7 protein-coding genes and 5 pseudogenes are annotated in these 12,884 nt (G+C 34.8%); 10 read left to right on the top strand and 2 right to left on the bottom strand.

Features of this window, described 5'->3' with window-relative positions; genetic code table 11:
• Nucleotides 1–504: 504 nt before the first annotated feature.
• The 7 genes and pseudogenes from ON15_RS03270 (at nucleotide 505) to aroD (ending at nucleotide 7,246) form a co-directional block, all read left to right on the top strand.
• Nucleotides 505–1,310: pseudogene (locus tag ON15_RS03270) on the top strand (Fic family protein).
• Nucleotides 1,311–1,430: 120 nt separating this feature from the next.
• A pseudogene (locus ON15_RS03265) lies at nucleotides 1,431–2,574 on the top strand (IS256 family transposase).
• A gap of 189 nt (nucleotides 2,575–2,763) precedes the next feature.
• A complete protein-coding gene (locus ON15_RS11210) occupies nucleotides 2,764–3,132 on the top strand; it encodes an SPASM domain-containing protein (protein WP_169313777.1) in 369 nt (122 codons plus the stop codon).
• Nucleotides 3,133–3,571: 439 nt separating this feature from the next.
• Nucleotides 3,572–3,853 carry a type II toxin-antitoxin system RelB/DinJ family antitoxin gene (locus ON15_RS03255; protein ID WP_010580054.1) on the top strand — a complete coding sequence of 94 codons (282 nt, stop codon included), beginning with the start codon at nucleotides 3,572–3,574 and terminating at the stop codon, nucleotides 3,851–3,853.
• Nucleotides 3,843–4,282 (top strand): annotated as a pseudogene (locus tag ON15_RS03250) (hypothetical protein). Before ON15_RS03255 ends, ON15_RS03250 begins: the two are co-directional and overlap by 11 nt.
• A 673-nt stretch (nucleotides 4,283–4,955) precedes the next feature.
• Nucleotides 4,956–5,915, top strand: a complete 960-nt coding sequence (locus ON15_RS03245) for a D-2-hydroxyacid dehydrogenase (protein ID WP_010580052.1) — start codon at nucleotides 4,956–4,958, stop codon at nucleotides 5,913–5,915.
• A 578-nt stretch (nucleotides 5,916–6,493) separates the two neighbouring features.
• Nucleotides 6,494–7,246 carry a type I 3-dehydroquinate dehydratase gene (gene aroD, locus ON15_RS03240; protein ID WP_010580051.1) on the top strand — a complete coding sequence of 251 codons (753 nt, stop codon included), beginning with the start codon at nucleotides 6,494–6,496 and terminating at the stop codon, nucleotides 7,244–7,246.
• An 81-nt stretch (nucleotides 7,247–7,327) separates the two neighbouring features.
• Here aroD and ON15_RS12350 read toward each other — a convergent pair.
• A pseudogene (locus ON15_RS12350) lies at nucleotides 7,328–8,039 on the bottom strand (IS30 family transposase); the annotation flags it as partial.
• Nucleotides 8,040–8,299: 260 nt separating this feature from the next.
• Between ON15_RS12350 and ON15_RS03225 the strand changes: the two are divergent.
• Both ON15_RS03225 and ON15_RS03220 read left to right on the top strand, forming a co-directional pair.
• Nucleotides 8,300–8,581, top strand: a complete 282-nt coding sequence (locus tag ON15_RS03225) for a type II toxin-antitoxin system RelB/DinJ family antitoxin (RefSeq protein WP_010580048.1) — start codon at nucleotides 8,300–8,302, stop codon at nucleotides 8,579–8,581.
• Nucleotides 8,571–8,870 (top strand): type II toxin-antitoxin system YafQ family toxin, encoded by a 300-nt coding sequence (locus tag ON15_RS03220; protein WP_026049462.1) that lies wholly within the window; start codon nucleotides 8,571–8,573, stop codon nucleotides 8,868–8,870. Before ON15_RS03225 ends, ON15_RS03220 begins: the two co-directional genes overlap by 11 nt.
• A gap of 281 nt (nucleotides 8,871–9,151) precedes the next feature.
• On the opposite strand, the gene ON15_RS11420 is transcribed toward ON15_RS03220, so the two are convergent.
• Complete coding sequence (locus ON15_RS11420; protein WP_169313776.1) at nucleotides 9,152–9,286, bottom strand: transposase; 135 nt, start codon at nucleotides 9,284–9,286, stop codon at nucleotides 9,152–9,154.
• 153 nt (nucleotides 9,287–9,439) lie between these two features.
• Between ON15_RS11420 and cas9 the strand changes: the two are divergent.
• Nucleotides 9,440–12,825 (top strand): annotated as a pseudogene (gene cas9, locus ON15_RS12180) (type II CRISPR RNA-guided endonuclease Cas9).
• The last annotated feature ends 59 nt before the right edge of the window (nucleotides 12,826–12,884 follow it).

Raw genomic sequence — 12,884 nt, 5'->3', positions numbered from 1 at the left:
GTACTGTACTTAGTGGTTGGAAAATGTTATTTTAACTTTAGGAATAGTGATGGTTATACACTGTCTTAGTGGAGTTAATCAATCTACTTCACTCTTGGGCTCTCTTTAACTAGAGGGTCTATTTTTGACTATATTGTATCATAATTGTTAATATATTTTAAGTTATATTTAAAACGGTGATTTAGATTTCTGAGGTGTTTCAGGGGTTAATGGTTGAATAAAATTTGGGTTGCGAGGTGATTAAATACCGAAAAAATTGTGCGCGTAATTGCTGTCTATTTATGTGGTGAATATGTGAAAAATATGCGTCAGTTTCCTGCTATAAGTGGAATTTCGAAAATCGAAAACAATTCTGTATAAAGGCTTTAAAACCGTCGATACTAATAGATACAGTAGAACTGGTCTTTTCCACAGAGAACGATTCAAAAACTGAAATACAAAAATAAACAGCTAAACTGACTTTCAAGTAAAAACAGGAAATTTTTGAAGGAGGGAAAATTGAATATGGCTGAAAAGCAGTTTTATCCAGATAAGTATGATTTCACGCCTGCAGAAAATCGGCGCTTTGCAAGGTCAAATTTTACCAAGTTAGTGTATACTAACGCCCGTTTTGAAGGGGTTAATACGACCTTGCCACAAACGCAAACCATTATGGACGGCATGAGCGTTGCAGGTGTGCCGATTGAAGATGTTTTGACGATTGTTAATTTAAAAAAAGGTTGGCAATATGTGACCACGCAAGCCGACAAAATGACCTTAGATATGGAAAAAGCAATTAACAAAATTGTGGCTGCTGAGGACGCCTTAGAGCCCGGCGGATTAAGGCAGGGAACAGGCGGTGTTCATTTAGGACAAGATGAATATTTTGAGCCTCCAAAGGTTGATGAAAAAACAGAACAAAATTATTTACGAAATGTATTAAGTTCAGACCGCGCAACGACTGATAAAGCGTTAACGGTTATGTATCATAATATGCGCCAACAAATCTTTTGGGACGGTAATAAACGGACGGCAACCTTAGTGGCTAATAAAATCATGATTGACGGTGGCGCAGGACTTATCAATGTGCCGTTAGATAAGTGGGAAAAATGGAACAAGTTAATCGCTGATTATTACCGTACTAATGACATGACAAAAGTTAAACAATGGACGTATGATAATGCGATTCAAGGCTTAGAGGTAAGACAAATAAAAGTCTAAGTAATGATGAACTAAATAGCATGTATAAACAACTAAAAAAAGTTAATAAATTAGAGCTTGAATTAGTTGAAGACGAGATTAGTAGGAGAGGACCCAGCGAGTATAAATAGTTTGTGTAAATGCGTAAAAATTCGATTGAAAAGAGAAACCCTTCCCCAGATGATTAAATCGTCAAACCAAAACGAAGGGATTTCTATGGATTATTTACCAAAAATTTAACCAAAACTCGCTTGGTCAAATGGCGATGTTAAAGAACTTTCTCGTCAACAACTCGAAACAGCTATTAGTCAGATCTTGCAGGCTGAACTAACAGCTTGGCTTGGTTATGATCCTGATGACCGCAGCGGCTTTAACTGCCAACTCCCGTAATGACCAGCATCATTGTCTGATTGACTCTGAAGATAGTAAGCTAAAAATCGTTGTACCGCGTGACCGTAAAGGCCATTTTCATAACCACCTGCTTCCAGCCTATTCTCGTCGTCAAGACGCTTTAGAAACAACAATCATTCAGCTTTATTCCAAGGGCGTTACGACCCGTGAAATTGCAGATTTGATTGAAAAAATGTATGGTTCCTATTATTCACCTACTACTGTTTCTAAGATCACTGCTCAGGTAACTAAACAGATTGAAGCTTTTCATCAACGAACTATTAAGGCAAACTATGTTTGTCTTTTCTTAGATGCAACTTACTTACCTTTGCGCCGCGATTCAGTTCAAAGAGAAGCAGTCTATATTGCTTTAGGTATTACATCTGTCGGCATCAAAGAAGTTCTTGATTATCGAATCGCTCCAAGTGAAAATGCAGGAGTTTGGTCAGAAATGGCAGAGGATCTTAAACAACGTGGATTAGAACAAGTCCAGTTGATCATCGCAGATGGAATGGTTGGTCTGCAGCCAGCATTATTGCACGCTTTCCCGAAAGCTAAATTTCAAAGATGCCTAGTACACGTTATGCGTAATATTGGTTCGCATGTGCGTTTAAAAGATCGTGAGGCGATCTTAAATGACTTTAAAGAGTTGCATTCAGCGACCGATGTAACTGCAGCACACAAGATCTTAAATGATTTTTATGGTGCATGGGGGAAGTCGTACTCCAATCTGATCCAGCAACTTAAATTCATTGAAAATGAACTACTAGCTTTCTTGAATTTTCCTCCTGCCATTCGACCAACAATTTATTCAACCAATATCTTATAGAATCACTGAACAAAAGAATCAAACGCAAGACCAAACCAAAGGAACAATTTCCAAATGAAAAATCTTTAGACAATTTCATTGGAGTTCAAGTCATAAGCTATAACGAAAAGTACTTCAATCGTAGCCATCGTGGTTTTGGTCAAGTCAAAGACACATTAGAATCACTTTTCGAATAATGGTTTAATTTTGCCGGGGAAAGGGATTTTCATTTACACAAACTTCTTGACACTCCCGAAAAAAGAAGTGTATACGCTTTAACTCCTGAACTTTTTGCTGAGTTTTATCGAGAGACAGCACATCTTTGGCTGCATGAACTGGAGAAGGGAAATTATATTAGCATAAAATTATTTGATGATTTAATCAATTTGTTTGTTAAGAAACAAGTAACAGCTTGTGGATTGGCAGGGTACTGCTCGTTTCAATGTGTGATTGAAGCTGATGGCAGTGTATATCCATGCGATTTTTATTGTTTAGATCAGTATAAAGTTGGCAATATTAAGGACAGTAAATTTTCAGATTTAAGAAGACAAGCGATTGTGCAAGAGTTTTTAACTAGCCGGAAAGGATTGTCAGATTATTGTCAGCAGTGTCCATTTTTAAAAATATGTCATGGCGGTTGTAAACGAATGCAAGATGCAATGTATGTTGATGAAAATCAAGAATATTGTGGATATCAAGAATTATTGAAATATTTTTTACCAAAAATCAATCATATTTTAGAATATGTCCATTAACTGAAATATACACTAAAATGAAGAACAGAAACGTTTTAGACTTTTGATTTGCCTAAGGCATTTCGCATATGCAAGAACGTTTAAATTATTGAACAGTCATAATATAGAATTTTACTTCCTGCTCAGGAGTATGGATTTTATTAGGTGATCCTGATTTAAAATGTTTTAATGACCAAAACATTAAGACGCTACTTTAACGCCCCTAGAAGCAATGAAAAGCACCCCGATGATGCCCCATAATGTTGGCGATGAGCGTGATTGAAACTGAAAGACTATATAAGCTCATTTAAGCAGCCTTAAAATTTTAGAGAAAAGTAGGTGCTCGCTAAAAGGACAACACAAGTATAAATTCACAGCTTGTAAAGACTTGTATATATAATTGAGCTGATACTCAAAAGGTAGTATAATGGTAGTAGCAAAAGAAAGGGGCGAGACAATTATGGCAGTTAAGGAAAAGAAACGGGTACAAGTCAAGATTGATAAAGATTTGGCCGATAATACGGAAGCAGTTTTAAGCGAGTTGGGTCTAAATCCAACCACAGCGATTAACATGTTTTACAAGCGGATTGTTGCAACTGGTGCTTTGCCTTTTAATGTGTCTTTAAGCGAAGAAGAAAAAGCTAATCTACGCTTTTTAAAAGCTACCGAAGATACACCAGTAACAGAGTTCAAAAACGCTAAAGAAGTCGCTGATTGGCTCAATGATCCAGATGAGGACTAATGACTTAATCAGCCTATACGTTAGTTTTGTAGAAACTAACGGCGGCAAGCCTCGACCGGTATTAATTCGTAAGGTATCAGAGCAAACGGTCGAAGCTTTTAAAATCACCAGCAAGTATCAAAATAAATCAGCTTATATCAAGCAACAATATTACCCAATTAAAGATTGGCAAGCGGCCGGACTAAAAAAGCCCTCTTGGGTTGATCTTGGCAACCTTTATCGTTTCCCAAAGGCTGGTTTAAAGTTTAATAAAATTGGTCACTTAAGTAAGCTAGATCAAAATAAAATTGCTGATTTTGCTTTTGACTTAAAAGCAAGAAGGGGCAAGGATCAAAAGATAATTCAACAGCAATCAAGAAAAAACTCGAAGAAAGTAAAGGAGAATTCACACAAAGAATTCAAAAGCAGTTGAAATATTTTTCAGATTAAAAGCTAGAAGTCAAATCTAAAAAAGATCTGGAAAATAACGATCTTCATCAAATTAGATTGGTGGGTCATGAAGGCCTCTGAATCGGGGGGCTTTTTTATTTTACAATTGGCATAAAAATGGCCCATATTTTTAATTTGTAATAGATATGTTTAAGTGTTTTGATTTTGCGATTAATTCGGTCCAACTGAAAACACTATCTTAAGGCTGTTAATGATTTTAGCTTGAGGTTTACGTAGTGTCCGGTTAGCCTCAGGCATCTATTACTTAGAGCTTTAGTTATTTTAATGATGAATAACATGAGTTCATCAGACAGGTTCAGCAAGCAATTAACAGCGTCTCATAATGGTTGGAAATTGATTCATTTAGAGGAATTCGGGAACCATATCCATTTTAATGGTCAAGCAACAGTCAGTTTGGGTGCCATCTTTGTGACTAGTCCTAATTTTAACAATCAATTTTGGGGGCTGAATTACTCGGGGCGTGCTAACCATTAATTCAATGACAAAACTGATTAATTGGAATCTGAAGTTAAGAGTGCCCAAATTATTTTTTTTGAAAGCCAAGCTAGTTTGTTACCCTGGCTTTTTGTTTTATACTATTTTTAAACTGTAAAATAGTGATTTTAATTGCTCGCAATTAGCTGAAGGCTAATTTAGAACTGGAGGGAATTTGATGAGAATTGTTGACTTAGATGGACATGGCTTAAACCCGGGTGATTTGAGCTGGACAGGGTTTGAACAGCTGGGTGATTTTAAAACTTATGATCTAACTGAAGAAGATGACCAGTTGATTCTTGAGCGAATCGGGGATGCTGAGATCGTTTTAACTAACAAGACACCACTGGATCGACAAGTGATCACCAATGCTCCAAATATTAAATACATTGGGGTCCAAGCAACTGGTTATAATGTGGTCGATACGGCGGCTGCTAAAGAAAAAGGAATTATTGTTACTAATGTACCGAGTTATAGCACTCATGAAGTAGCTCAGCATACGCTTGCTTTGTTGCTGGAAATCACCAATTTGGTCGGGATGCATGCAACAGCGGTCAGTCAGGGAGAATGGACGGATACCGATAGTTTTACTTTCTGGAAAAAACCGCTGATTTCGCTGACGGGCAAAATTTTTGGCATGATCGGTTTTGGCAATATCGCTCAAGCTACAGCGAAGTTAGCGCATGCCTTTGGGATGGAGGTTGTTTTTTATAATCATCGTCCTAAAGAATTTTCCGAACCCTGGCTAAAGCAGGTGTCATTGGAAGAATTGTACGCTCAAGCTGATATTATCAGTTTACATGTGCCACAGACAGCTGAAACGACAAAGATGATCAACAAAGCGGCAATTGACAAAATGAAATCTGGAGTAATTCTATTGAATACTGCGCGTGGGGGCCTTTTGGATGAGCAAGCAGTTGCTGATGGACTGAATGTTGGTAAAATCTATGCTTTAGGGGCTGATGTGGTCTCGGAAGAACCAATCAAGGCTGACAACCCGCTGTTAGCTGCCAAAAATGCTTATCTGACGCCGCATATTGCCTGGGCGCCAACTGCTGCGCGGCAAAGATGCATGGATATTGCGGTTAATAACTTGCAGTCTTTCTTGAATGGTCAGCCGAAAAATGTCGTGGGGTAAAAATTAAAACAAATAAAAACGATCAGCTTGAATTTTTGGGCTGATCGTTTTTTATTTTTGTCTTTAGACCTAGTTGAGCTCGCTTGCATGTGAAACAAAAAACCACCTACTTTGCGGGTGGTCATGATTAGCTAGTTTGCATTATGATAACAAGAAGTCTTATTCTTCTAGTCGTTTCTTTCCAACTGGCTCAAGTGCTCGTAATTCAAGAGCTTCCTCCAAGTCTTTTTGGTAATCAAATTGCAGCCAGTCAGGATTAAATATTTTGCTTTTCAGCCGGCTGATAAACAATTGAACTTTCGAATTTATTTTCAACTTTACTTATCTTAGAATACCGCATTTCTTTTCTTGTTTGAGTATATACTATATATTGTCTATATAAATACATAAAGATATACGTAACTACTTGATCTAATTAGATATTCGGCGTCGTCAACAATACTTTTGCTAAACTGAGTTTGAACTATATTTATTTGGTTTTTGATATTGATAATGGCAAGGGAAAATCAAGCTAAATTATTAGCGCACTGGATAAGCTTGGATCTAATTTTAAAAAGATTTAAATGGGGGTTGATTTTATGAAAAAGTTAAAAGTTAGAGATATTACGATTGGCGAAGGAAGACCGAAAATTGCTGTTCCGATAACCGGGGAAAATGCCAAAGAAATCATTAACCAAGCAAAAAGAATAGTTGAAAATCAACCGGATCTAATTGAATGGCGAATTGATTTTTTTACTGATTTCTTTGCTAAAGATAAGTTGAAAAAGTTAGCTAATGATTTGCGGAAGGTTTTAGGCAACGCCGTTTTATTAATTACCTTCCGCACTAAAAAGGAAGGCGGAAATCAAGAGCTTTCAGATACCAATTATTTTAAATTATATAGTTACGTGGTTGCCAATGAATTGTCAGATCTAATAGACGTCGAATTGTTCCATGATAAAACTGGGATCAGTAAACTTTTACAATTGGCTCATGCGAAAGGAATTTTTGTGATCATGAGCAGTCATGATTTTAAAAAGACGCCAGCAAAGTCTGAAATAATAACCAGACTGCATTTAATGGCAGCAAACGGGGCGGATATCGCTAAAATTGCTGTAATGCCGCAAAATGTTGCCGATGTTTTAAACTTATTGGAAGCAACCTACATTGCTCATAAGATGTTGGAAATTCCTTTAATTACAATGTCAATGGGTGATATCGGTAAAATCAGTCGGATTTCAGGTCAGATATTTGGATCAGCGGTTACTTTTGGAGCAGTTGGTCAAATATCAGCTCTTGGACAAATTAGTTTAGCAAATTTGAAACAGGACATTCAGGATTTGGAAATTTAATTACTGATACTTTGATCTTTTAAAGTCATTGATTATATTTAAGGGATTTAAAAAAGTTTTGCTTTTTTGGAGCTTGAATTGTCAAATCAAATGCAACACTTTACCAAAATAAACCTCATATGGTGTGCGCCAATCCAAACATTTTTTTGGACGAAAATTTAATTTGTTGACTATTTCTTGAATTTCGTCATTTGTCTTGTTAGCTAAGAGTATTCATGTAAGAGTCCATTAGTATTTTCATTTGACCCCCGTTGCCATAGTGCATGTGGATCAGGAAAATAAAAGGGAATATCAAGCAAATCTGTCACCTGAACATGCTTCGAAAATTCTTTACCTCGATCTGGTTTAATAGTTTTAAGATTGCCTTTGCCAATTTTTTCAAACATTGCTATCAACTCGATTGTTACCGGTTTTGAACTTTTTTAGTCGCTTTACTAGCAATTAAAAAGTGTGATTTACGATCAACCAGGGTTACTAAACAAGATTGTCCTGTTTTTCCTGCCACGGTATCAGCTTCCTAATGACCAAGTTCGGTCCTTTTATTGGCAGTTTCAGGACGTTCATGAATCGTATTAGTGATTGGAATTTTACCAGGTTTTTCGATATAACCCTTATTGGTATGAGGTTTACCTCGATGACGTAATTTACGAATAGCACCACGATTTTCTTGACTTAGGCCAGGTTTATCAAATAGAGCTGCATAAATCTCACGATAAGTGGTGATAAAACTTATGATTGTTTCGCCTGTTTCAAACAATAAGCGTTGTGAAATTTCTGCTGGTGACCACTGACACAGGTGATAATGGGACGGAAACCCGAGGCAGACTACTACCGACCAGATCGGAAATGGAACAATTGGTGATTAAAAATGAAAGATTGATTCGAAAATAAAGTTTATAATGAATAGCTCGCAAAAGTTGAATTTTGGTGCTAACTTTCGAAAGTAGGATATTATCATCATGGATAATAGTTTGTAAAATAATTGCAAGTTTGAATCTTTGGGGATACTATTTATGTAATACGATAGTAAACTTTTTATAAGAAGGTGAATATTTGAAAAGTACAATGATTAAAAATAAGACTGTATCAACTCGTGTAACTAGTGATATTAGTAAAAAAGCAAAAGAAAACCTGGCTAAACAAGGCTTAACTATTTCAGAGTATATGCGACTTTCTTTAATTAAGGCTGCAAATAATGAAGTTAAATTTGTTAGTTTTTTGGATTTACCAGAAGCATTAATTGCTAAAAAGGAAGCAGAAACTGGGAAAGTTACTACTATTGGATCATTAAAAGACTTTGATGAATGGATTGATCATTTTAATGATGCAAATTAAACGAACAACTTCCTTTGAAAGGAAATTAAAAAAATTTGCCAAAAAACACTTTCCTATACAATTATTGAAGCCTTGTATAGCCGCTATTACTGAACAAGATTCAAATATTTTGAAAAAAATTAAAGATCATGCTTTACAGGGCAACTGGCAAGGGTACCGGGAATTCTACCCAGCTAGATATGGTAGTTATGGGAAACGTTATGATAACTGGATAATTATTTATCGAATAGATCATAATGAAATGATGTTAGTATTAATAGCTACTAGTTCACATGAACTTTTAGACTGATTTTTTAAAATTTTTGAGTAATTGTTCGGTTAAATTTTCTTTTAACAAAATATTTTAATTGGGAAATTTAAAAGATCTGTTAAACCTGGATTATTCATAGTTTATAAAAAGCCCGTCAGTTTTCGTATTTTTTTTGAAAACTGACGGGTATGTCTTTATCTTTTGTTAAAATACAATGTTTATAAGTTCTAGTTAGTGAGATCTTTCAACTAACTCAGAATTGCTTGAACTTTTGGGTACACTTATCCCTTGGTTGGACAGATTCTTTTTAATTTTGCCGGTTATTGAATAGCCTGGATACGCCGTAGAACCTGGTAGAACAGCCGATGGTAAACATGATGCGAGCTTAGCCGCAACTGAATGCGTCGGCCAGTATGCACGACACGTGCCGCAACTTTGAATAAACGGATCCGCAATGTGCTAATCCACTAGTACCACGAACCAGAATGTCAGTCGTAGGCAGCTGAGTTTGATAATGCTTTAATAGCCTGATTTATTTTAGATATTAATTTACATTTTTGATTACAAATGATAATATTTTGATATAAAAGTTAAGGAGGAACTAAATTATGGACGCAAAAGAGCGGGTTAGTTTAGGATTTGATATTGGAATCGCATCAGTCGGGTGGAGTGTTGTTTCAATTAAAACAGGAAAAGTTTTAGAGACCGGAGTAAGTATTTTTCCGGAAGCCGATGCAGAAAAAAATAGTGATCGTAGAGGTTTTAGACAAGGAAGAAGATTGCTGAGACGCCGCAAAAATAGAATTGCTGATCTAAAAAAATTACTTAAAGAAAAAGGATTCAAAGATTTTGAAGGTACTCATCACGATAATTTATATGAATTACGTGTCAAAGCGTTGGATGAAAAAGTAGAATTTAATAAAATTGCTTTAGTCTTACTGCAAATTGCCAAGCACCGCGGGATTAGTTATGGACTTGAAGACGCTGATGTAGATGTAGATAAAAGTGTGACTGCATCGTATAAAAAAGGCTTAGCTGTTAATCAGAAACTTTTGCAGCATAAGACACCGGGACAGATTCAGTTTGATAGGTTAAAAAAGTATGGAAAAGTTCATGGTTTGATAGAAGATGATGCTAGTGGTGAAACATTGATGAATGTTTTTCCAACTTCTTCATACGTAGGAGAAGTGGAGAAAATCTTAGAAACTCAGCAGAAGTTTTATTCGAAACTAGATGATGAATTTATTAGTAAAGTAATTAAAATAATTTCGCGAAAAAGAGATTATTTTGTTGGCCCTGGTTCCGAAAAGTCAAGAACAAACTATGGTATCTATCGCACGAATGGAACTACTTTGAAAAATTTATTTGAAATATTGATTGGTAAGGATAAAATTTTTCCTGATGAATATCGTGCAGCTGGCAACTCGTATACGGCTCAAGTATTTAATTTACTTAATGATTTAAATAATTTGCGGGTTGCCGGTACGGAAGATGGGAAGCTGACAAAAGAACACAAAGAAAAAATCCTTAATTATTTGAAAACAACAGATAAAACTGTTTATATGCTCAGACTAATTGCTAAAACAGTCGGAATTGATACTACTCAGATCAAAGGTTACCGAATTGATAAAGACAATAAACCTGAGTTCCATTCATTAGCAGCATATAGACGTGCTAGAAAGGCTCTAAAAAAAGAAGAAATTGATTTATTAGATTTTCCAGTAGCTTTTTTAGACGATTTAGGAAGGATATTGACTTTAAATACTGAAAATGGGGAAATACGTAAAGCACTAAATGATCCAGAATTTAAAGCAAAGTATCAATTTCTAAATGAAGATCTAATTGATAAGTTAATTGAAAATAAGGCCGCTTTTAATTTATCAAGCAACAATAAGTGGCATCGCTTTTCGTTAAGGACAATGAAATTACTAATTCCAGAGATGATGGTAACTTCTAAAGAACAGATGACGATTTTAAATGATATGGGATTGCTTAAGCAAGATGAGCGTGATTATTCAAATAAAGATCAAATTGATATTAAGATATTGCAAGATGAAATTTATAATCCAGTGGTTCGCAAGTCAGTTAAACAAACTATAAAAATTTTTAATGTCTTATGGAAAAAATATAATAAGGAAATTGCTTACGTTGTAGTTGAAATGCCACGAGAAAAAAATTCAGCTGATGCAAAGAAAAGAAAAGAAGATAATCAGAAAAAATACAAAAAGGAAAAAGATGAATCATTTGAGAGCTTTAGAGAATTAACTGGATTGTCTGAAGAAGGCTTGGAAAATAAAATCAATAAATTTCACCAATTATCATTAATGATCAGGTTGTGGTATCAGCAGGAGGGACGTTGCCCTTATTCAGGTAAAAGTATAGACCCTGAGGATTTGCTCTATAAACCAGCTCTTTTTCAAATTGATCATATTATTCCCTTGTCAGTGTCACTTGATGATGGTTTAAATAATAAAGTTCTTTGCTATGCAGATATGAATCAACAAAAAGCAAAGCAGACGCCGTATGCATTTATGCAATCTGATAAAGGCCAAGGCTTTGAAAAATTAACGGCATATGTAAAAAATAATAATAGATTACCTGGAAATAAAAAAGAAATTTATTGAATACAGATGATCTTAATGATATTGAAACACGTAAGCGATTCATAGCTCGTAATTTAGTTGATACTCGTTATGCATCTCGAGTAGTTTTAAATGAACTTCAGGCGTTTATTAATAGCAAAGAAACGAATGTAAAAGTTTCAGTAATTCGTGGGAAACTAACACATAAGTTGCGTGAAAAATGGAATTTAGAAAAAAGTCGCGAAACACACTATCATCATGCAGTTGATGCTTCAATTATTGCTGTTACACCTAAATTAAAGCTTTGGAAACAAGCAGGATATTCATTGTTCCCTGAAAAAGTTGAAGAACAAGAAATAAATATCGGAATTGGAGAAATTGTCAGTGATAAAAGATTTGCTGAATTAGTTTATACATTACCCTTCGAAGAAACGTATTTAAATCAATTGCGTCATTTAGAACCGAGGATCAAATTCAAACATCAAGTTGATAAGAAAATGAACCGTAAAGTCAGTGATGCGACTATTTATGCTACGAGGATGGCACAAGTTGGAAAAGATAAAAGAGAAAATAGATACTTTTTGGGAAAGATAAAAGATATTTATTCACTTAATGGATATATTAAGTTTAAGAAAATATACAATAAAGATAAATCAAAATTTTTAATGTATCAAAAAGATCCAAAGACATTTAATAAATTGGAAACAATTTTGAAAGGTTATCCTGATTCGACTGAACTTGTTCAACAAAGCGGTAAGGTAAAAAAAGTGAATGTTGATCCATTTGAAATGTATCGGCAGGAGAATGGTTTGATTAGGAAATACTCTAAAAGGGATAATGGACCAATTATTAGAAGCATGAAGTATTATGATTCCAAAGTTGGAAATAGCATTGATATTACACCTAATGGAGCAAAAAATAATGTAATTTTGCAATCGATTAATCCGTGGAGGACGGATGTATATTATAATTATGAAAAACAGGATTATGAAATAATGGGAATAAAATATTGTGATTTAAGATTTTATAAGGGTAAATACGGCATTACTTTGGAACACTATAAAGAAGTCAAAAATAAAGAAGGTATTTCAAGAAATGCAGAATTTATTTTCTCTCTTTATCGCAATGACCGAATTAAGGTTGTAGATACAGGAAATAATTTAAGTGAAGAATTTTTATTTGGTTCACGGACAAATCCAAGTATGAAAAACTATGTTGAGCTTAAGCCGATAGATAGGAAACAGTATGATACAGAAAGTGTTAATGTTTATGGAAAAGTCTCAAATGGTAGATTAATTAAAAAGTTTTCAAAAAGAGAATTTAAAATTTATAAAGTAAACACTGACGAATTAGGGAATCCCTTTTATCTAAAAAAAGAAGCGAATTTTCCTAAAGATATTATTGACAAATAAATTTAATTAGATTTATAATTATCATTGCGAGGGACGCTTCGCACCGTTACTGAATCTTT

Source organism: Liquorilactobacillus vini DSM 20605 (genome assembly GCF_000255495.1).
GTDB lineage: Bacteria > Bacillota > Bacilli > Lactobacillales > Lactobacillaceae > Liquorilactobacillus > Liquorilactobacillus vini.
The sequence above is the reverse complement of the archived record's forward strand: the minus strand, read 5'-3'. Positions and strand labels throughout refer to the sequence as shown.

Excerpts from the sequence above, each read along its gene's own strand:
- ON15_RS03255 (WP_010580054.1), top strand. The coding sequence starts at position 3,572 with ATGGCAGTTAAGGAAAAGAAACGGGTACAAGTCAAGATTGATAAAGAT.
- ON15_RS03245 (WP_010580052.1), top strand. The coding sequence starts at position 4,956 with ATGAGAATTGTTGACTTAGATGGACATGGCTTAAACCCGGGTGATTTG.
- aroD (WP_010580051.1), top strand. The coding sequence starts at position 6,494 with ATGAAAAAGTTAAAAGTTAGAGATATTACGATTGGCGAAGGAAGACCG.
- ON15_RS03220 (WP_026049462.1), top strand. The coding sequence starts at position 8,571 with ATGCAAATTAAACGAACAACTTCCTTTGAAAGGAAATTAAAAAAATTT.